The following is a 20706-nucleotide window of genomic DNA, read 5'->3' as shown; positions in this document are numbered from 1 at the left end:
CTTACCTCTATGGCGTGGCTTTACTCATTTTGTATACGACTAGTTGTGTATACACGACAAGCTAATTTCGTTGAACTGAGGTTACTTAATCAATTTAGAAACCGCCCAACCTGCAAGAAAGGCACAACCAATGCTGAGTAGTGGACGCTCTTTGATCACGTTCTCGGCGGACTGCGTCGCTTTTTGAACCTGCTCTGTGCCAACATCCAGTTTCTCCTGAGCTTGACCCTTCACTGCGCTTACCGCTTCCGTCGTGGCCTGCTCCGCTAAGTGATATGCTTCTTCCAATTGTTCTTGAGGTTTTACTGCGCTTTGTTTTGTCGTAGCCATAATCAGCCTCCATTGATGAATTGAGCATTGAGTGAGAAATGATATTGAGTTCTCTTATACCCTCACTACTTTTGATGCTACAAGTACAACAAGCTATAACCATGCCAACTATTTAACTCATTGCTTTTAAAGCAATAAGAGTTAAAACCCGTCATGTCATCTGCGAAAGCTTGTAATTATTTCTGCTGCTATCCCTTCCGGCCTGTAATTTTTTCTCGGTGGTTAACCGTCATGTTACGTTTCACCCAACAAACCCTTTATAACAAATTGATTAAAAGGAAGTTTAACTCCCTTGGCATACAACATGCTTATTAAGGTGAAAGGTCTGGTGCTTGAGTCAAGATGTACCGACATAAGTAATCGTCAACATATAAAAAGGAGTGATATATGAAAAATGAAAATATCGCCTCAATCATTGAACTCATCGAAAGCGGTAATGACATTTACAACAAGGCAATCGACAACATTAATAACACTTCTCTGAGTAATGTGTTACTCGACCTTGTACAAGTGCGTGAGCGGGCCGTGCTTGAGCTTAAGCCTTACGCGCAGGTAAGCACCGATGAGTCTGCCGATGACACGCCCGTCTCGTACACCATTAAAGCGCGTGAAGTGTATAGCGACGTCATGAAGGAAGTGTCTACCGACAAAGAATCGATGTACCTCGAACAACTTGAGGGCGTAGAAAGCAAAGTCTTGAAAGAAATTGAAAACCTGATCACGACTCAATCAGCACAAGCCGATCACAGTGTTTTAATCAAAGTACGTAGTGACATTGAGAGTTGTAAAGAAAAACTCGGCAGCATCAGCCTGATTAGCTAGCCGCTGAATTGCAACCTGAATCAATACGCCAAGCACAAGCGATGGTCAATGATGGTTGGCCATTCGCCAGGCAGAACCATTACGACAGACATGTGTAAAAATAATCAGCTGACTCGGTCAGCGCGGTCATCATATTAAAGAGGTCAGTATGACACTGGATAATCATCGGGTAAGGGAGCTACTCGTAAAAATGGTACACCATCGCCAAACTTGTTTGCCCCTCGTCAATCAGCATTCTCACATGGCACTCGCTCGGTCGGCCTCTCAATTCGTGAAAATAGAAAAAGTCATGATTAAGAAGATGGCTAAACTGTTTTTTGATCAGGACGGCGATCAGTTCATGGCAGAAAATGCCACCGTGTACGGTGTTGCTGAACTGGGAAACTACAAAGAAATGCACTTTATGAATAAGCAGCTGCTGAACAATTTGAAAACGTTACTCAAAGCGATCGATGATGCCAACCTAACTGCGCTTGTTTCGTATTGGTTAGCCGCTCTACAAGTTGAAAACGACGAGCTTGAAAAGCACTTACCTCAAGGGTGAGCAGCCACACTCACCCTCTCTGTTCTGTTTACTGTTGACATACCTTGTTCACCAATCCAATGCTCATAAACATCAATCAAACCCATTCAAATCGCCGCGGCACCAACGCAGCAACCTAACTTGTTTAAACCTCACCCTACACTTCGTTAGCGGCTCAACTCGGTACAAAAACATTCAATGATTGCGGGCGAATACGGATAGTCAATTGCTTATCTGAGTAGAGCTCACCATCAATCACATACTCGATCGGTTTATCGGCACAAATGGTCATGTGTTGAGCAGTGGTGTATTTGAAGCGTGTCGACTTTTCCTGCGCTCCAACGCTGGTTAATGTCAGTTCCGAAAGCGCCACCAAGCGTCCACTTAAAGATTCAGTATTATCTAAGTAAGTGATATGTAACTTGCCATCATCTGGTTGAGGAGCCCCACCACCTTGTGCCAAAAGCGTACTAAACGGCGCGATATTCGCCACAACGAAGCTATGAATTGCTAAAGTTTGCTCGCCGTTGTGGTTTGGATCAGAAGATGGCGTATTATCCATCACCACTTTTAAGGTTTGCGTGTCTTTCGCCACAACTGCATTGAAAAAACCGGTTAAATAGGCCAGTTGGCCAAGGGTATTTTTTTCTTCTCGCTGAGCGTGCTTGATCATTTTCTGCTCGAAGCCGATGCCTAACACTAACAAGATAAGTCGCTGATTACATTCCGCCGTATCGATGCGCTGGCAGCGGCCCGACAGTAATGCCTCACACGCTTTTTCTACTGGTGACAATTTTGCCCCCACGCCATACAGCACATGACACAACGCATTGGCCGTCCCCAGCGGGACAATACCGAGTTTGATGTCTGTATCCACCAACTGGCTCGCCACTTCGGTCACTGTGCCATCGCCACCCGCTACAATGATCTGCTTAGCCCCCCTTTGTTTTGCCTGCTGCGTGAGTTGCTCTGCGCTGAGGCTTTCACTGGTTTGATGGATACTCAAGCGGTATTTTTTGGTTAGCTCACGAATCAGATGTTGTTCGTTTTCCTCCCATTTACCACCGCCAGCAACAGGGTTGACCACCATCCAAGTGGATTGAGCTAGCCCAAGCACGCCTTTTTCACTGATCGCTCGTAAGGTTTTGATCTGCAATTTGTTCAATCTCGCGGTACTGCGAACGTCATTAATTTTTTTCATCACAGATTCAACCGTCAGAGAAGGATCTTTGCTCAGTAGATACGCCGCAACAACAAACACCGATCGACCACGCCCTAACGCGCAATGCACAACCACAGAACGCGAGCACGAGATTTGGGTATCAATCCAATTAATCGCATGGCGCAGACGCTCCAGCGTTGGGGCTTTATGGTCGAGTACCGGAATCGAAAGGTAATGAAATTGCTTGTCGGTCATCGCACTTTCAAGCCCAGCAAATTCTGCGGTGACATCGACAATACAAGAGATGTCATTGGATTCGAGAAAGTCTAAATCGCTCTGAAATAAGCGGCGGGATAGGTATAAATTATCGCTGACCTTTTGGATGGGAGGCACGGTGTCGCGCCGTCTTTCCCAGGCGTTATACGCTCTAGCCCCCAATAAAAAGGGGATAAATGCCCAGCGGATCCATCTGACAATCTTGCCATCTTGGTTTTTTCTAAAAATGGAGGGAATGTCGAAAACGTAGGCTACGCTGACTAATGTTAAAGAAAGAGATACCCACAATAACAGCAGGCTAATTATGATTTGGGGAATATAAATAGCGGCCAATAAACTGATCAGAGCGCCAAGAATATAATATTTGATGATAAACATTCGCTCTCCTTGCCTGCAGCGAGTGCGCTTTTTTAGTGGGAAGTTTTAATACGCTGGTTGTTAGTTTAGGCAAATTAACTTAGGCGAAACGCCTTCATTGAGCCCCTTTCCGTGCCGAAATGGCACGAAAAGGACAAAAACGCATGCTAACTAGATGTTTCTTCAACATAGCCATCCGCTAGTTTCATTTTCTGCTGATCGGTCATCACCTTCCCAGCAAGCTGGAAGAAACGCTGCTCTTCTTCTTCAAGGTGATGCAATACTTTGTGACGCAAGGTTTTCATTAGGTTTAACCACGCTGGTGAGCTCATGTCGGTTGCATCAAGCTGCGTAATCACTTTATCAATCTCGTGGTGCTCTGCGATGCCATGACGAGTTAGATCGATGGTTTTATCGCTCTCGATTAAAGGCGCGTAGAAAAAACGCTCTTCTGCGGCGGCATGCTGTTCGAGCTCATCCTTAAGATTGTGGTAAAACTCTTCGCGTGCAGGGGAATCTCCAGACGTTTCCATCAGAGCATCGAGTAAAAGGCGTTGCTTTTCATGACTCTCTTTTAGTACATCAAATATGTTTTTCATCTTTGACTCCTCATCTGACTGTTAACAATTGGGAGAAAAGGAAGGGCGGTGATTGACCGCCCTTCCTTTTATATCTATATCGCCGTGAACAAAAAACTTACCTGACTCGACTAACAATCTTGGTCTTCTGCATTTAGGTTCTCTTTAATATTTTCACACTCATCTTCAATCGCATTTTGGGTTTCTTCGGCGGCTTCATCGATCTTCTTGCCAGCCTGTTCCATTGGCCCTTCTTCACTACAAGCAGCCAGTGCGAACACCAAACCAAATACTGCGGCGATACGGTAAATTAATGACGTAAGTCGCATGAAATCTCCTCTCTATTTACGTTTTTTCTTCCTAGCAGAACCATCACTATTGAGATAATTAATGACAATAGGAATAGGTAAAGCACCACTTGCACGATGGAGGCGCGGCCTCAGCACTACTCGTAAATCCAAGTAGTGCCGAAACCAGCGCCAAAGCCAGAAAAATAAACATCTAACGAACTATTGCGCTCCCTCTTTATATTTATAAAGCCGTTAAGTCACGCTGTCCGTTATTATTGAACCACTTCTAGCTTATCAATCACCTTATTCACATCATTGGTGTTATTGGCAATTGAAAGTGCAAGATCATGTTCCGCATCTGAATTAACTTGACCTGCCAACGTGACCGTTTGTCGTTCCGTCGTGACATCAATATCTGTACCACTTATATTGGTATCCATCAGTAGGCGCGTTTTAACTATAGTCGTGATTTTAGAGTCGGTCAGTGTGGCTAATGCCTCTGAATCGGTTTCTTTCTTACCTTCATTCATCACTGACAATTCGTTATTTACTTTTTTTACACCATCAAGACCTGTTACAAGCTCTTCAGCAAGCGATTTTTCAAGGTCATTGTTTACCGAACCAGAAAGGGTAACGATCTGATTTTCAACATCAGTGTTGATATCAAACGAGTTAAGGTTACTGTTTAGCAGCAGCGTCGTTTCAGCCTTACCATCTAGCCAAGCGTCCATGGATTCTTTTTCCCATTTATCACTCGCTAAGACTGCTGTCGATGAAGTAGCTAGCACTGACGTAAGTACAATTTTAGCTGCGATGTTTTTCATGGTAATTCTCCTTTATTGACGTTGCATTTAAATAGGAGCAAAGCATATGCCAAGTTTATAAGTTTTTATTTTTAAAGGACTAATTTAAGTATGAAATGAAATTATGCTAAAAAAGGAAACATAAGCATGAATTATTTACACAACAAACATGTAATTTTTAATCAGTGGCAGAGGAAGAATATATACCGCCAGAATCAGAAGAACTAAGGAGCAACGAAACTATTTAACGATAAAATAGGAATGATAAAGATATTATTTCAACTAGGCACATAAACCTCACCTAATAAATCATATCAACATGAGGCGCTGATATTTTAGGTCAATCAGGTGGTGAAACCCCATGAGCCGTTAAACCAATACTGACAATACTTGCCTTGTATACCCAGGATAATCCACGTACATTTATTGTTGTCATCGTGAAGAGGACATTTCTATGTCACTGCCAAGCCTATTTCTACGAATACAAGACCCGACACTTAAAGATGCGATTGCCTCTTGCCAGGAACTGAACAAATTCCGTCTGCATGATACTGATGCCGCAGACAATTGGATTGAAGACTTCCTCCAGCTTAAACCTGAAGTTGCGATTGTAGAAGTGGCTCACTTTACTCACGCCGATTACCAACACCTTTCCAATATCGAAGATATCTACGATATGGATTTGATCATCATTAGCTCTGGTACTCCAAACGAAAACTTGGACAAGCTCATGAACTTAGGGGCAGTTTTTCATTACAGAAAGCCCGTCGACATCGCGATACTGTCTGACACCCTCAGCGAAGTCAGTCAGTACTATCAGCATAAACAGGTTCAAGGGCGTAAAGTCTCCACCAGCGATTTAGACCAATTTGGTTTGTTAGTGGGTTCCTCACCTCCGATGCACCAGCTCTACCGCATGATCCGACGCGTCGCCAAAACAGCCGCCAACGTTCTGATTGTCGGTGAAAGCGGCTCAGGTAAAGAATTGGTGGCACAGACCATCCACTTAGCAAGTGATCGCAAACAGCAACCCTTTATTGCAATTAACTGTGGCGCGATCAGCCCCGAGTTGGTCGATAGTGAACTGTTCGGCCATGAAAAAGGGGCCTTTACTGGGGCGAATAAAGCCCACCAAGGTGTGTTTAAGCAAGCTGAAGGGGGCACACTCTTTTTAGACGAAATCACGGAAATGCCCCTCGAGCATCAAGTAAAGCTATTACGCGTACTGGAAACTGGCGAATACCGTCCGGTCGGCAGTAACGCCGCTCACATCGCCAATACTCGAATCATTGCAGCAACCAACCGTGACCCAACCGTCGCCATCGAAGAGCATTTCTTACGTGAAGATCTGTTTTTCCGGTTATCGCACTTCCCATTAACAGTACCGCCCTTACGAGACCGAGGCGGGGATATTATCGGGCTTGCCAAGCACTTTATTGCGCACCGCAATGCCAATGAAGCGCAAACCAAAACCATTTTGGACTCAGTGATTCAGAAAATCGCCGCGCATGATTGGCCTGGAAATGTACGTGAGTTGAAACACTCCATCGAGCGTGCATTTATTTTGGCCGATGACACCATCAGAGATGAGCATTTGATTTTCGATACTCCACCACTCGAAACGGGCACCAGCATCGAAGAGGTGATCCCGGCGGGAGTATCTCTGGAAGCCTTGGAAAAGGCCGCCATTCTCAACACACTGGAAGAGAATCAAGGAAATAAAACAGAATCCGCTCAGGAGTTAGGTATCAGCGTCAAAACGCTCTACAACAAACTCGAAAAGTATCAAGACGAGTAGCTTTCAGCGGACAAAAAAAGAGCACTGAATCTAACTCAGTGCTCTTTTTTATCTTATCTTTATGTGGATGTGTCGCCTTTGCTTACACTCTCTGACCCGCAACAAAGCCGCTCGACCAGCACCACTGGAAGTTATACCCCCCTAACCAGCCTGTGACGTCCATGACTTCGCCGATGAAGTACAAGCCCTTGATGTTTTTGCATTCCATGGTTTTTGAGGATAAATGGTCGGTATCCACACCGCCGAGTGTCACTTCTGCTGTTCGGTAGCCTTCCGTCCCATTTGGGGCGATATCCCATTGCTCTAGGCGCCCCACTATCGCAGTCAGCTCTTTGTGGTTGAACTGCTTGAGCGGCTTATCAACCAGCTCTTTACGCTCTATCAGCACTTCGACTAAGCGCTTGGGTAGCACTTTAGCTAACGTATTCTTGAGCGATTGATTCGGATGCTTGTCACGGCTGCGTTCTAATAACTCGGCAACATCATCGTTTGGCACTAGGTTAATCGTCACCTTTTGTCCCGCTCGCCAGAATGAAGAAATCTGTAAAACGGCTGGGCCAGATAAACCACGATGTGTGAACAACAGTGCTTCTTTGAACATGGTGCCATCTTCTGCGGTGATTTGCGCTGGCACTGCAATACCGGATAACTCGGCAAAATCTTCTTTGTCTTCTTTATGCAGCGTAAATGGCACCAAGCCTGCGGTGGTAGGAATGACTCGGAGACCAAACTGCTCAGCGACTTTGTAACCAAATGGCGTCGCCCCCAATTTAGGCATCGACAAGCCACCAGTGGCAATCACCAAAGACTCACACTCGACCAATTCGGTATCTGCGTACAATTGAAAACCATTGTCGGCTTTCTTAATCGAGTGAACATCACACTGGTAACGCTGCTGAATATTAGGCATATCGCACTCAGCCAACAACATCTTGACGATGTCTTTCGCGCTCGACGTGCCCACACAGAACAGCTGCCCATGATCGCGCTCTTCAAACTCGATACCATGCTTACACACCATCGCGATAAAATCCCAATTGGTATACTGAGACAGCGCCGATTTAACGAAATGTGGGTTTTGACATAGGTATTGATGAGCTGACACATCGTAGTTGGTGAAATTACAGCGGCCCCCTCCCGAGATAAGGATTTTACGCCCTGGCTTTTTAGCATGATCGAGCACCAACACACGGCGGCCTCGTTTGCCAGCTTCGGCAGCACACATCAAACCCGCGGCGCCTGCGCCAATAACAACAACATCAAATTTCTTACTCATCGGGTAGCTCTTAAACTGATTGGTATCGCATCGAAATAAAAAAAGGATGTGCGCGTTGCACATCCTTGCTTTCTAGGAACGACATTCTACCGACAAATATCCAAAGGGAAAAGCGCTTAAACTCTAAGCGCTGGTTGTCCCTAATCATCTTAGAGGCTTACCTCAGCAAGTAATGACGAGACCCGCTATAGAATGAAGGCCGCAAGTAAGGTCACACCGAGTAAAGCCGTCGAGAGGACAAATAACTCACGCACCCGCTCGCACTTCCCAGTAAAGACCTCATCGTGGTGATGGTGGTACTCTTTACTCTTGATATAGTGGAACAAACGTACCTGTTTGGTGACATTACCATGGGTGGTAAAAAAGCCATTGCCGTCCACTTGTTGATACAGCAGTGGATGCGCTTCACGCATGATGTAAATTAAAGAACGAAGAGTGGTGAGATACCGGACCATATTGACCCCAGTGACTACCATTAGCGTAAATAAGATTGTGTCTACACTGATCATCTTTTCCTCCCTACATCTTCAACAATGCCCAAGAGAAAAAGACGAGCAACTTCGTCCTTTAACCGCTACTTAGTGCGTCCAACGACGCGTTTATGCAGCTGGGGCACCCATGATTGAAGATGAACCTTCTTTCGCCATTTGTGCTAGATCTTTGTCGATGAAGAACAACGCTTTACCGTCTTCACCTACCAATTCGATCTTATCTAAAATCCCTTTAAACAACTTCTCTTCTTCGTGCTGTTCAGACACGTACCACTGTAGGAAGTTAAACGTTGAGTAGTCTTGGCTAGTAAATGCAACATGCGCCAGTTTATTGATTTTTTCCGTTATCATTTGCTCATGTTCGAAGGTCTCGCGGAACACGTCACCTAAGCTAGCAAAGTCATGTTTTGGAGCATCAATAGTACCTAAAATCGGCATCGAGCCAGTTTCACTTACGTAGGTGAACAGGCGTTGCATGTGCTCCATCTCTTCTACGGCGTGCGCACGTAAAAATTCAGCTGCACCTTCAAAACCTTTGTCTTCACACCAAGCACTCATTTGTAAGTATAGATTGGATGAGAAAAATTCTAGATTAATTTGCTCATTCAATTGTTCAACCATAGTTTGAGACAGCATGTTAACTCCTATTTATGTGCATGCGTTTGATATCACTATAACATGATTACCGAGACAAGACTTTGTACCTACAGCACTGATATGAGATCATTTCAGCAAATTTTTTTGAAGGTTAGTGCTACTCTAAAACTATGACCTTACAAGGAGATAGCAATATGAGTTACAAACACATACTTGTGGCAGTCGACCTTTCAGACGACAGTAAAGTGTTGATTAAGAAAGCCGTATCACTGGCTAAACCTCTGGATGCGAAAGTCTCTTTTATTCACATCGATGTGAACTACGCCGAGCTCTACACTGGGCTTATCGATATTAATATGGCAGAAGCGCAGCACCAAGCCATGGAAGCTTCGCATACGCAATTGGCTAATTTTGCTGAATACGCACAATATCCCATTGCCCATACTTTAGTCGGCAGTGGCGATTTGAGTAATGAGCTGTGCGATACCATTCAAGACCACAGTATCGACTTAGTGGTTTGTGGTCATCACCAAGACTTCTGGAGCAAGATCCTGTCTTCAACTCGACAGCTGATTAACTGCTCACCGGTCGATATGCTGGTCGTACCGCTAAAAGACTGATTGGCGCAACGATAAAACTTGGTTAGACTGCGGATACATTTGTTGTTGATAAAAATTCTCATCTATGGCTTATCTATCTGCAGTTACCCTACTTTGGGCATTCTCATTTAGTTTGATCGGCGTTTATCTCGCCGGTCAGGTGGATTCTTGGCTCTCGGTGTTCATGCGCGTCGCGTTGGCGAGCTTGATTTTCCTTCCTTTCTTAAAATTCCGTGGCGTAAGCAAACCTCTGATCGCGAAGTTAATGACCGTTGGCGGTTTCCAACTCGGTTTGATGTACTGCTTCTATTACCAATCTTTCTTACTCCTTTCTGTACCAGAAGTCCTGCTGTTCACCGTGTTTACACCGATTTATGTCACGCTGATTTACGATCTTCTTAAAAGTCGCTTTTCTCCGTGGTATTTAGTTACGGCGGCGATTGCCGTGTTGGGCGCCGCATGGATTAAGTTTGCAGGTATTAATGAAAGCTTTCTGATGGGATTTTTAGTCGTACAAGGAGCGAATCTGTGTTTTGCCATCGGTCAGGTCGGCTACAAATACATCATGGAAAGTGAGCCCGTCGATTTACCGCAGCACACCGTGTTCGGTTACTTCTACTTAGGGGCGCTTTGTGTCGCCACCGTGGCTTTCGCGTTGATGGGCAATCTCGATAAATTGCCAACAACAGCGACCCAGTGGGGGATTCTGACGTACCTTGGTTTAATCGCCTCTGGCTTTGGTTATTTCGCTTGGAACAAAGGCGCCACACTGGTGAACGCGGGCGCATTAGCCGTCATGAACAATGCATTGGTTCCGGCAGGCTTGGTGGTAAACATTGTGATTTGGAACCGTGATGTTGACATCATGCGTTTAGCCGTTGGTGGGGCGATCATCATGTTATCACTGTGGATGAATGAAACCTGGGTGAAAAAACGGGTTGAGATGAGCTACGCCAAGAAGTAACGCTACCGCTTCCAACACACATACCGACAATAAAAAACGCTCTCCATCATTTGGAGAGCGTTTTTTGATTAGATTAATGTACTTTCACTTGCGAACTTGCGCTCATCAACGCCTTGGGCGACGTTGGCAACAACACTTCTAGCTTTGCATTGCGCGCTTCAAGCTTGCGCTGACGCTTAAGTAACTTTTGTTGTTTTTTCGCTACTTTTAACAACTTCTTCTGCTGCTTGTAATGCTTTTTGAGGGCTTTCTTGGCCTTCTTCAGTGCTTTCTTATCCGCTAAATCAAACACTCGTGGCGCGTCTGCTTTCACAGGCGCCAATACTTTTTCAGCTTGCTTTTTCTCTTTCACTCTTTCCACCACACACTTCACCATCGCCGCTTTTTCTGCGTTTTGTGTTGGCATTGCTGAAAGTACTGGAGCTGGTAAGGCTTTGGTCACCAAACCTCTCGCTGGTTGCTCGGTAAGTGACTTATCTTGGCATTTTGATAAGGGAATGGCGGCTGGTTTGCACAATGTGTCTTTGGAAGCAGAAGCGCGCGCACAAGAGCGACAAACAAATTTAGGCGCTATCACCAAACGATGAATTTCGTCGAGATCAGCCACAATCTGTTTGCGACTCATCTTACATAAGTGTTTCGCCATACCCGCCTCCCCATGATCGACCGCATTACAATAATTGTAATAATAATGATTCTTACTTAGATATACAATCAGTCTGCCCAATTGGCAAGAGAAAACTGCGATTAAATATGACCAAGAGTAAACACACTCACCGCGCCGAATTGGGCGCGGTGCAAAGAAGCATTATGGCGTCAGGAAGTTACGAGGTTTACGCCATCGAGGCCTTCACATAAACATCAAAACGATTTTTTTTGGTCTCTATCGCCATGGTGGGTTTTTGCTCATTGAGCCAACCCGCGTAATCTGGACGTTTGACCACCACACGCTTGGTCGCCAATATCATGGCGGGCTCAAGTAAACCATCGGCATCCAAGTCCGCCCCCACCAACGATTGGAACACGCGCATCTCTTTTTTCACCAACGCCGATTTCTTTTTGTTTTCTGGGTGTGGGTACATCGGGTCGAGATACACGACATCTGGCTGAACAAAGTCGCTATCTTGCGCGAGCTGCTCTAACGCATCGTGACTGGACGCGTGGATCAAAGACAGCCTCTCCGTTACCCAAGCGCCGATGTCAGGGTCTTGCTTTGCGCGTGCTAATCCATCATCGAGCAACGCCGCCACCACGGAGTGACGCTCCACCATCTGTACTTTACACCCGAGCGAGGCTAACACAAACGCATCCCGCCCCAGACCCGCGGTGCCATCAAGGACCGTCGGCGTTGCCCCTTTATTCAATCCCGCCGCCTTGGCAATCGCTTGCCCTTTGCCACCACCGAATTTACGGCGATGCCCCACCGCGCCACCAATCAAATCGACAAAAATTGCGCCCAACTTGGGTTCATCGACTTTACGTAGCTCTACACGCTCCGTAGTCAGCACCAACGCAAAATTGCTCTCGTCAGTATGAGAAAGCTGCCAGCGCGCCGCCAGTTCATCAAGATGAGATTGTTGAGAAAGGTCTTCACAAATCAATTGCAGTTGCAAAAGGAGGCTCCAATAAAATCGTCGTTATTGGCGCTGAGTTTAACTTACTACCGCTTTTCTTGCAGTAACTGTACGAGCGGCTCGGAATCAGTATAGAATGAAACTTAGACCCTATCCCCCACGGAACGAACTGCATGAATGCGAACCTGCCGAAACTCGACGACCTTGACCGCGCAATCTTAAAAACACTGATGGCTGACGCGAGAACGCCTTACGCTGAAATGGCAAAGCAGTTCGATGTTAGCCCCGCGACCATTCATGTGCGTATTGAGAAGATGAAATCGGCTGACATCATCGAGGGAACGGAAGTGATCATCAATACCAAAAAACTCGGTTACGATGTGTGCTGCTTTATTGGTATCAACCTCAACGCAGCGCGTGATTACCATTCTGCGCTAGAAAAACTCAATGCGCTCGACGAAGTCGTTGAGGCTTACTACACCACGGGCGCGTATAACATCTTCGTCAAATTGATGTGTAAATCGATTGAAGAGCTGCAGTTTGTGCTGATCGACAAGCTGCAAGCCATTAATGAGGTACAGTCGACAGAGACCTTGATATCGTTGCAAAACCCAATCAATCGCAACGTGAATCCATAAATTTTTATCCAACAAAAAACAAGGCCAACCGCATGGTTGACCTTGATGATGTCGAACTCGAGCTTAGACTGCGATACCGGAATGGCGCAATAGTGCGTCGATTTGTGGCTCACGACCACGGAAGCGCTTAAACAGCTCCATTGGCTCTTCGCTGCCCCCCCTTTCTAGGATGTTATTCAGGAAGCTTTGACCGGTTTCTTTGTTGAAGATGCCTTCTTCTTCGAAGCGTGAATACGCATCCGAAGACAAGACTTCAGCCCACAAGTAGCTGTAGTAACCTGCGCTGTAACCACCGGCAAAGATATGACTAAAACCATGAGAAAAACGCGCCCACTCAACGGCTGGAACCACCGCGACTTTCTTTTTCACTTCTGCCAACGTTTCTAGCACGCGCGCGCCCACGTCTGGGTCGTACTCGGTATGCAGGGTGAAATCAAACAGACCGAATTCCAACTGACGTAAGATGCCCATTGCCGATTGGAAGTTCTTCGCCGCAAGCATTTTGTCTAGCATGGCTTTTGGCAGTGGTTCGCCCGTCTCATAATGGCCAGAAATAAACGCCAGCGCGTCTTCTTCCCAACACCAGTTCTCTAGGAACTGGCTTGGTAGTTCCACCGCGTCCCATGGCACCCCATTGATGCCGGATACCGCGCCCGTATCCACTTGGGTCAGCATGTGGTGAATACCGTGGCCAAATTCGTGGAACAAGGTGACCACTTCGTCGTGGGTAAACAGCGCTGGCTTGTCGCCTATCGGTCGGTTGAAATTACAAGTCAGGTACGCCACTGGCGTTTGTAACTCGCCAGACAGCGTGACACGACGGCCACGGCAGTCATCCATCCATGCGCCGCCACGTTTGTGTTCGCGAGCGTAGAGATCGAGGTAGAAGCTGCCACGCAGTTTGCCTTCTGCATCGAAGATATCGAAAAAGCGCACCGATTCATGCCAGGTATCCACGCCTTCGCGCTCGGTAACGGTCATACCAAACACGCGGTTTAGGACTTCAAACAGACCGCTGACAACTTTTGATTCTGGGAAGTACGGGCGCAGTTCTTCATCCGAGATTTGGAACAAGTGCTGCTTTTGTTTCTCGCTGTAGTAAGCGATATCCCACACATTCAATTCTTCCACGCCAAACTCACTTTTCGCAAACTGACGCAACGCTTCCACTTCACGTTCCCCTTGCGGTTTGGCGCGAGTCGCAAGATCGTTCAAGAAGTTGAGCACCTGATCCGGCGTTTCCGCCATTTTGGTTGCTAGTGACTTCTCGCTGTAGGTATTGAAACCCAACATGCGGGAAATTTCATGACGCAGTCTCAGTTGCTCGGTAATGATTTCTGAGTTGTCCCACTGACCCGCATTTGGGCCACGATCAGAGGCGCGCGTCACGTACGCTTCGTACACTTCTTTCCGCAACTCTTGGTTATCACAGTAGACCATGACGGGTAGGTAAGACGGGATATCGAGCGTGATGAGGTAGCCATCCAGCTCTTTGGCTTCTGCCGCCGCTTTGGCTGCAGCCAGTGCCGACTCCGGCATACCCGCGAGATCTTTTTCATCGGTAATGTGCTTGGTCCATCCCATGGTGGCATCTAGCACGTTGTTAGAGAATGTTGAGCTCAACTCAGACATGCGTTTGCTGATTTCGCCATAGCGGTGCTGCTCGTCTGCGGGCAGGCCGATCCCTGACAACTCAAAATCACGCAGTGCATCGGTAATGGTTTTCTGTTGCTCGCGAGTCAACGTCGCGAATGCATTGCTGGCCTTGATCGCTTTATAAGCTTCATACAAGCCTTTGTGCTGACCAACCCAAGTACCGTATTCCGACAAGATTGGTAGGCAACTTTCGTACGCATCACGCAGCGCTTCGCTGTTGACGACCGAATTCATGTGGCTGACTGGTGACCAAATGCGGCTTAAGCGGTCATCCGCTTCTTCAATTGGCGCAATCACACTATCCCAAGTTGGATTAGCATTATCTTTTAGAACCTCATCGATTTTCGCTCGGCAGTCAGCAATCGCTTGTTCAACGGCAGGCTTGATGTGTTCTGGTTTAATTTGCGAAAACGGCGGTAAATCCGTAAACGTCAGAAGTGGATTAGACATGAAGCATTCCTTTTGTGTTTTGGCGCTGTGATTGCCTATCTGCTAGGCCAACTCAATGCACAGGTAACCAACAACATGGATTGGGGAAATCCGTTCCCTTTCTCTATGCGGTGATGGCCATGTTGGCCAACCAGAATCACTCTGTCCTTGAGTCTTATTATACCTAAATGCGCATTCACACCCTGTTGGAGCGCGATAAGCTCACCTAGTTCAATTCGATTACCACTAGTAAGTGTGGGTGACTGAAAGAAATTTCAATAGCGCTCTCCTATCAGGTGAACGGATTTGATTGGAAGTTCTACATCTTCAAGTTAGTTGAGTATAATACCGCCATAGAGTGAAAATCACAGACCACACTCAGCCAAAGAGTGTTTCGAGAGTTTAATTTGTTAAGTTACCGCCACAGCTTCCACGCTGGCAACCATGCCGACGTGGTCAAACACATCGTTCAAAGCCTCATTCTTGATGCGCTGAAACAAAAAGAGAAGCCGTTTGTTTATCACGATACCCACTCGGGTGTGGGCCGTTACGATCTGACTCACGAATGGTCTGAAAAAACGGGCGAATACAAACAAGGCATCGCGCGTATTTGGGATAACCCAAACATTCCTGAAGACATCAAAAGCTACATCGCTGCCATCAAAGTACTCAACAACGGTGAGAAGCTTCGTTACTACCCAGGCTCTCCTCGGGTGGCACGCGCGCAAATCCGCCCACAAGATCGCATGGTGCTGACTGAGTTACACCCAGCCGATCACCCACTACTAGAACAAGAGTTCCACCGCGATCATCAGGTCAGCATTTTCAAAGAAGATGGCTTTCAGCGTCTTAAAGCGAGCCTGCCGCCGCAAGAGCGTCGTGGTTTAGTACTGATTGACCCACCCTACGAGCTCGCCAGAGAGTACCGCGATGTAGTGCAAGCGATTTACCAAAGCCATAAACGTTGGGCGACCGGTATTTACGCAATTTGGTACCCCGTAGTAAACCGCCACGACATCGGAGACATGATCGAAGGCTTGGAAGCACTAGGCATTCGTAAAATTCTGCAAATCGAGTTAGGTGTCGCACCCGATACCAACGAGCGCGGCATGACGGCATCTGGCATGATTGTGATTAACCCACCGTGGAAACTGGAAAGCCAGATGAAAGAGGTTCTGCCATTTCTGCAAGACGCGATCGCGCCAGCCACAGGCCACTGGAAAGTGGACTGGATTGTGCCAGAGTAAGCACTTCTCACCGATATCTCCCAGCGCAACGACGCTCTCGTTGCGCTTTTTACCCTCTCAAGTTCGCCGTCTCATCGCGCTTATTCTTCTTTTTGTGCCTCTCATCGCTATTTGTCATAAGCAATGTCACTTTTTCTCATTTAGGAATTCGTTACATTCGATTTATGATAATGGGATAACGGTGGCATTGAGTTCAGGCAAGGTCATCCCAATCTATCTATGTACCGGATAAAATTTATCAGCTCTTGGAGAAAGTAATGGCGACTCATTTTGACTATATCTGTATCGGTGGCGGCAGTGGCGGCATCGCATCGGCAAACCGTGCAGCGATGTACGGCGCGAAAGTTGCGCTAATCGAAGCTCAAGATCTTGGTGGCACCTGTGTAAACGTAGGTTGTGTACCGAAGAAAGTGATGTGGCATGGCGCGCAAATCGCAGAAGCGATGAACCTGTACGCAGAAGGTTACGGTTTTGATGTCGACGTGAAAGGTTTTGACTGGGGCAAACTGGTTGAGAGCCGTCAGGCGTACATTGGTCGTATTCACCAATCTTACGATCGCGTGCTTGGCAACAACAAAGTCAACGTGATTAAAGGCTTTGCTAAGTTTGTGGACCAAAAAACCGTGGAAGTAAACGGTGAACATTACACCGCCGACCACATCCTGATCGCGGTGGGTGGTCGTCCTACTATTCCAAACATTCCAGGCGCTGAATATGGCATCGATTCAAACGGCTTCTTCGACCTAGCAGAGCAACCAAAACGCGTTGCGGTTGTGGGCGCAGGTTACATCGCGGTTGAAATTGCCGGCGTGCTGCACGCACTCGGTACAGAAACACATCTGTTCGTACGTAAAGAGTCACCACTACGTAGCTTCGACCCAATGATCATCGAGACCTTGGTTGAAGTGATGGACGCAGAAGGTCCAAAACTGCACACCCACTCTGTACCAAAAGAAGTGGTAAAAGAAGCCGATGGCAGCCTGACTCTGCACCTAGAAAACGGTGAGAGCCAAAACGTTGACCAACTGATTTGGGCAATCGGTCGTCACCCAGCGACGGACGCAATCAACCTAGCGTCAACTGGCGTGGCAACCAATGAAAAAGGCTACATCAAGGTAGACGAGTACCAAGAAACCAACGTGAAAGGCATCTACTGTGTGGGTGACATCATGGAAGGCGGTATCGAACTAACCCCCGTCGCGGTAAAAGCGGGTCGTCAACTGTCTGAACGCCTGTTCAACGGTAAAACTAACGCGAAAATGGATTACGACTTGGTTCCAACCGTGGTCTTTAGCCACCCGCCAATCGGCACCATCGGTCTAACGACTCGAGAAGCAGAAGAGAAATACGGCCAAGACAACGTCAAAGTTTACACTTCTGGCTTCACCGCGATGTACACCGCTGTCACTAAGCACCGTCAACCCTGTAAGATGAAACTCGTGTGTGCGGGCGAAGACGAAAAAGTGGTTGGCCTGCACGGCATCGGTTTCACCGTGGATGAAATGATTCAAGGCTTCAGCGTAGCGATGAAGATGGGCGCAACCAAAGCCGACTTCGACTCGGTTGTGGCGATTCACCCAACAGGTAGCGAAGAGTTCGTTACTATGCGATAATCTATTGATTTTAAAGCGCTTAATGCAAAAATACTCAGGGTCATCTTCGGATGGCCCTTTTCTTTATTCGCGATATTTTTTTAATTAATATTCTCCAATAAGGTGCGAATAAACTCAGCTTTGATAGCACTCTTCTGCTTACCATCATGAATCAGACACAAGTCTGCACGCAGTGATTCTTTCAGTTTGATAAAACGAATCCCATGCCAATGATGCTGAGAAAACGTCGACGGCACCAAGGTGACGGTATTGCTGTTTGCTACATACGCCATCAAGGTGCTTGGCTCCACCACTTGTTTACCAATATGGGGTGAAAAGCCTTCTTGTAGGCAAGCATTGATGATGAAGTTTGCCGAGGCAGAGTTCGCTAAACTCATAAACGCAAACTCACTCGCCTTTAAATCCTGGAGCCGCAACAAAGATTTGCTGGCTAACTCATGCTGCTCCGATACCGCCACCACAAATTCGTCCTTGCCCAGCGAGATCGATTGATATGGGGAAATATTAAGTGCATCGGCAAAGCGCACAATACCCACATCGATTTTCTTCTCACTCAAGTGCTTTTTCTGCGTTTCTGGATTGAGGTCGAAGATGTCCGCTTGGTAGTTGCCGTGCTGGCTATGAAAGCGCTGTAAGTGTCGATCAAATCCCCCCCAAAAAGCACTGCTCACGACACCAACGCGCACAATATTGCGTTGGTTCAGCCCTATTTGTTGTACTTGGTTGAGAGACACGTCGAGGGTTTGAAAAATCAGTTGGCACTTGGACTCCAACAACCGTCCGGCCTCCGTCAGCATGACGTTTCTTGAGTCTCGCTCAAGCAGTTTGACGTTGAGCACCGCTTCCAGCTCTTTGATGCGATTACTCAACGGCGAATTGGTGATATTGAGGTTCTCAGCGGCCTTAGTGAAATGCTTGGTTTGTGCGACCTCGTAAAAGTAACGCAGCATCTTCAGCGTCACGCGCTCAAATGGTTCTGACTTCATGCATTGAATCCTAGCGAATTTAATCATCCTCTTTTTAAGCATGATAGTAGCGAATAAAGCAAAGATAACCAGCGCAGAAAGTCACACAATGGAATCGACACACAACCAGAAGGTGACCAACATGAATCATGATCCAGTAATCGGCGCGCTACAAACCATTCGCGAACGCAAACCTTACTTCCAACCTAAAGCGGCGTTTATTTTAGGCTCTGGCTTAGGCGTATTGGCCGACGAGCTACAAGACAAAGTGGTCATTCCATACGAAGAGCTCGAAGGCTTTCCGGTTAGCACCGTACAAGGCCACTCTGGTGAGTTGGTACTTGGCACCATGGGCGGCGTGGACGTCGTGTGCATGAAAGGTCGCGGCCACTACTACGAACACGGCTCAATGAAGGTAATGACGACACCGGTTCGCACCTTCAAAAAACTGGGTTGCGAGTTTTTGCTCGTCACCAATGCGGCAGGCTCGCTTCGCCCAGAACGCATTGATGTTGGCTCGCTGGTGGTCTTTCATGACCACATCAACACCATGCCCGAATCGCCAATGATTGGCCCGAATGACGAAGAGTACGGCCCGAGATTCTTCAGCCTCGCCAATGCGTACGACAAAGACCTGCGCGCAGAAGCGTTTGAAGTCGGCAAAACCAACGACATTCATCTGAATGAAGGCGTGTTTGTCTCTTACACCGGCCCCAACTTTGAGACCGCCGCTGAAATTCGCATGATGCAAATCATCGGTGGTGATGTGGTGGGCATGTCGGTGGTGCCAGAGGTGATTTCTGCGGCGCATTGCGGCTTACCCGTATTGGCGGTGTGCGCGATCACCAACATGGCAGAAGGCTTGGGAGATGTGGAACTGTCTCACGCCCAAACATTGAAGTGCGCCAAGTTGGCCGAGGCGGATTTCATTCGCTTTATTAAGCGCTTTATGCAGCATCACTTCTAAAGCCGATTCAAACCAAAAGCAAAAGAAAAAGGGTCATCAAGTAACTTGATGACCCTTTTTCGTATCACGCTTTACAACGTTCGGGGGTTGTGGAGCGGTTGTTGCTAAGGGGCGAAATGAGTGAGCGGAAATTACTTAACCGCGCGCACCAATTCGGCAATGCCTGCCCAATCGCCGTTGTCCATCATTGCCGTTGGCACCATCCACGTACCACCACACGCCACAACCGATTTCAGCGCGAGGTAATCTTCGACGTTCGATGGGCTGACGCCACCTGTTGGCATGAATTCCACTGGGTAAACCGCGGTGAGTGCTTTTAGCATGTTTACGCCGCCCGACGGCTCTGCTGGGAAGAACTTCAGTGTACGCAGACCCATTTCCATCGCTTGCTCAACCAAACTTGGGTTGTTTACACCCGGTACGATAGTCACGCCACGTTGTTGACAGTATTTCACTGTAGTTGGGTTAAAGCCTGGGCTAACGATAAAGTCCACCCCCGCTTCGATTGCAGTGTCGACTTGCTCTGTGGTCAGCACCGTCCCCGCGCCGATCAGTAACTCTGGGTACGCTTCACGCATGAGGCGAATCGACTCCGCCGCCGCTTCGGTGCGAAACGTCACTTCCGCACAGGGTAAACCGTTTTCGACCAACACTTTTGCCAGTGGCAAAGCGTGTGCTACGTCGTTAATTGCGATAACTGGGACGATTTTGATGTCTCTTAATCGTTGTTCAAGTGTTGTCATGAGGAACC

Annotated in this window: 22 protein-coding genes; 9 read left to right on the top strand and 13 right to left on the bottom strand. The window is 47.3% G+C overall.

The genetic code is table 11. The annotated features are described in order from the left end of the window. Window positions 1-81: 81 nt before the first annotated feature. Window positions 82-330: a hypothetical protein gene (locus AC3D28_RS11910; RefSeq protein WP_488534861.1), complete on the bottom strand. Its 249-nt coding sequence runs from the start codon at window positions 328-330 to the stop codon at window positions 82-84. Window positions 331-717: 387 nt separating this feature from the next. Here AC3D28_RS11910 and AC3D28_RS11905 point away from each other — a divergent pair, with 387 nt between their 5' ends. After that, window positions 718-1152, top strand: a complete 435-nt coding sequence (locus AC3D28_RS11905) for a DUF2383 domain-containing protein (RefSeq protein ID WP_488534860.1) — start codon at window positions 718-720, stop codon at window positions 1150-1152. Between the two features lie 148 nt (window positions 1153-1300). Further along, window positions 1301-1696 (top strand): hypothetical protein, encoded by a 396-nt coding sequence (locus tag AC3D28_RS11900; RefSeq protein WP_488534859.1) that lies wholly within the window; start codon window positions 1301-1303, stop codon window positions 1694-1696. A 154-nt stretch (window positions 1697-1850) separates the two neighbouring features. Here AC3D28_RS11900 and AC3D28_RS11895 read toward each other — a convergent pair whose 3' ends face one another. The 4 genes from AC3D28_RS11895 to AC3D28_RS11880 all read right to left on the bottom strand — a co-directional run bounded on the left by AC3D28_RS11895 (window position 1851) and on the right by AC3D28_RS11880 (window position 5162). Then, entirely contained in the window at window positions 1851-3491 is a 1641-nt protein-coding gene (locus tag AC3D28_RS11895) for a diacylglycerol kinase family protein (RefSeq protein ID WP_488534858.1), read from the bottom strand. Window positions 3492-3637: 146 nt separating this feature from the next. Beyond that, a complete protein-coding gene (locus AC3D28_RS11890) occupies window positions 3638-4069 on the bottom strand; it encodes a hemerythrin domain-containing protein (RefSeq protein ID WP_488534857.1) in 432 nt (143 codons plus the stop codon). A 110-nt stretch (window positions 4070-4179) separates the two neighbouring features. Further along, complete coding sequence (locus AC3D28_RS11885) at window positions 4180-4377, bottom strand: hypothetical protein (protein WP_048624594.1); 198 nt, start codon at window positions 4375-4377, stop codon at window positions 4180-4182. A 233-nt stretch (window positions 4378-4610) separates the two neighbouring features. Beyond that, window positions 4611-5162 carry a BON domain-containing protein gene (locus AC3D28_RS11880; RefSeq protein ID WP_488534856.1) on the bottom strand — a complete coding sequence of 184 codons (552 nt, stop codon included), beginning with the start codon at window positions 5160-5162 and terminating at the stop codon, window positions 4611-4613. A 433-nt stretch (window positions 5163-5595) separates the two neighbouring features. Here AC3D28_RS11880 and AC3D28_RS11875 point away from each other — a divergent pair, with 433 nt between their 5' ends. Further along, window positions 5596-6939 (top strand): sigma-54 interaction domain-containing protein, encoded by a 1344-nt coding sequence (locus AC3D28_RS11875; RefSeq protein WP_488534855.1) that lies wholly within the window; start codon window positions 5596-5598, stop codon window positions 6937-6939. Window positions 6940-7021: 82 nt separating this feature from the next. Here the strand turns inward: AC3D28_RS11875 and AC3D28_RS11870 are convergent, their stop codons facing one another. The 3 genes from AC3D28_RS11870 to ftnA all read right to left on the bottom strand — a co-directional run bounded on the left by AC3D28_RS11870 (window position 7022) and on the right by ftnA (window position 9342). Next, window positions 7022-8215 (bottom strand): BaiN/RdsA family NAD(P)/FAD-dependent oxidoreductase, encoded by a 1194-nt coding sequence (locus AC3D28_RS11870; RefSeq protein WP_488534854.1) that lies wholly within the window; start codon window positions 8213-8215, stop codon window positions 7022-7024. Window positions 8216-8400: 185 nt separating this feature from the next. After that, window positions 8401-8724: a universal stress protein UspB gene (gene uspB / locus AC3D28_RS11865; RefSeq protein WP_098416886.1), complete on the bottom strand. Its 324-nt coding sequence runs from the start codon at window positions 8722-8724 to the stop codon at window positions 8401-8403. A gap of 90 nt (window positions 8725-8814) precedes the next feature. Beyond that, window positions 8815-9342: a non-heme ferritin gene (gene ftnA / locus AC3D28_RS11860; protein WP_098416888.1), complete on the bottom strand. Its 528-nt coding sequence runs from the start codon at window positions 9340-9342 to the stop codon at window positions 8815-8817. Window positions 9343-9497: 155 nt separating this feature from the next. On the opposite strand from ftnA, the gene uspA reads away from it, so the two are divergent. Together uspA and AC3D28_RS11850 are read left to right on the top strand one after the other, a co-directional pair. After that, complete coding sequence (gene uspA, locus AC3D28_RS11855; protein WP_098416889.1) at window positions 9498-9923, top strand: universal stress protein UspA; 426 nt, start codon at window positions 9498-9500, stop codon at window positions 9921-9923. A 64-nt stretch (window positions 9924-9987) separates the two neighbouring features. Further along, a complete protein-coding gene (locus AC3D28_RS11850; RefSeq protein WP_488534853.1) occupies window positions 9988-10866 on the top strand; it encodes a carboxylate/amino acid/amine transporter in 879 nt (292 codons plus the stop codon). Window positions 10867-10939: 73 nt separating this feature from the next. On the opposite strand, the gene AC3D28_RS11845 is transcribed toward AC3D28_RS11850, so the two are convergent. Next, window positions 10940-11512: a hypothetical protein gene (locus AC3D28_RS11845; protein ID WP_488534852.1), complete on the bottom strand. Its 573-nt coding sequence runs from the start codon at window positions 11510-11512 to the stop codon at window positions 10940-10942. A 187-nt stretch (window positions 11513-11699) separates the two neighbouring features. Next, the gene (locus AC3D28_RS11840; RefSeq protein WP_488534851.1) at window positions 11700-12479 is read right to left on the bottom strand and encodes a class I SAM-dependent methyltransferase; all 780 of its coding nucleotides are present in this window, start codon (window positions 12477-12479) and stop codon (window positions 11700-11702) included. Window positions 12480-12613: 134 nt separating this feature from the next. Here AC3D28_RS11840 and asnC point away from each other — a divergent pair, with 134 nt between their 5' ends. After that, window positions 12614-13078: a transcriptional regulator AsnC gene (gene asnC, locus AC3D28_RS11835; protein ID WP_098416896.1), complete on the top strand. Its 465-nt coding sequence runs from the start codon at window positions 12614-12616 to the stop codon at window positions 13076-13078. 63 nt (window positions 13079-13141) lie between these two features. Here the strand turns inward: asnC and prlC are convergent, their stop codons facing one another. Beyond that, on the bottom strand, window positions 13142-15184 hold the full coding sequence (gene prlC, locus AC3D28_RS11830; RefSeq protein ID WP_488534850.1) for an oligopeptidase A: 2043 nt from the start codon (window positions 15182-15184) through the stop codon (window positions 13142-13144). 386 nt (window positions 15185-15570) lie between these two features. Between prlC and AC3D28_RS11825 the strand changes: the two genes are divergently transcribed. Both AC3D28_RS11825 and gorA read left to right on the top strand, forming a co-directional pair. Continuing rightward, window positions 15571-16410, top strand: a complete 840-nt coding sequence (locus AC3D28_RS11825) for a 23S rRNA (adenine(2030)-N(6))-methyltransferase RlmJ (protein WP_488534849.1) — start codon at window positions 15571-15573, stop codon at window positions 16408-16410. Between the two features lie 257 nt (window positions 16411-16667). Beyond that, entirely contained in the window at window positions 16668-18023 is a 1356-nt protein-coding gene (gorA, locus tag AC3D28_RS11820; RefSeq protein WP_488534848.1) for a glutathione-disulfide reductase, read from the top strand. Window positions 18024-18103: 80 nt separating this feature from the next. Here gorA and AC3D28_RS11815 read toward each other — a convergent pair whose 3' ends face one another. Continuing rightward, window positions 18104-19009 (bottom strand): LysR family transcriptional regulator, encoded by a 906-nt coding sequence (locus tag AC3D28_RS11815; RefSeq protein ID WP_488534847.1) that lies wholly within the window; start codon window positions 19007-19009, stop codon window positions 18104-18106. A 121-nt stretch (window positions 19010-19130) separates the two neighbouring features. On the opposite strand from AC3D28_RS11815, the gene xapA reads away from it, so the two are divergent. After that, on the top strand, window positions 19131-19955 hold the full coding sequence (gene xapA, locus AC3D28_RS11810) for a xanthosine phosphorylase (protein WP_488534846.1): 825 nt from the start codon (window positions 19131-19133) through the stop codon (window positions 19953-19955). A gap of 131 nt (window positions 19956-20086) precedes the next feature. Here the strand turns inward: xapA and AC3D28_RS11805 are convergent, their stop codons facing one another. After that, entirely contained in the window at window positions 20087-20698 is a 612-nt protein-coding gene (locus AC3D28_RS11805) for a bifunctional 4-hydroxy-2-oxoglutarate aldolase/2-dehydro-3-deoxy-phosphogluconate aldolase (RefSeq protein ID WP_098416903.1), read from the bottom strand. Window positions 20699-20706 lie beyond the last annotated feature (8 nt).

The sequence above is a fragment of the Vibrio sp. TAP-3B genome (genome assembly GCF_057784735.1).
Note: the sequence above shows the minus strand (reverse complement) of the source record. Positions and strands in the feature narration are given on the sequence as shown.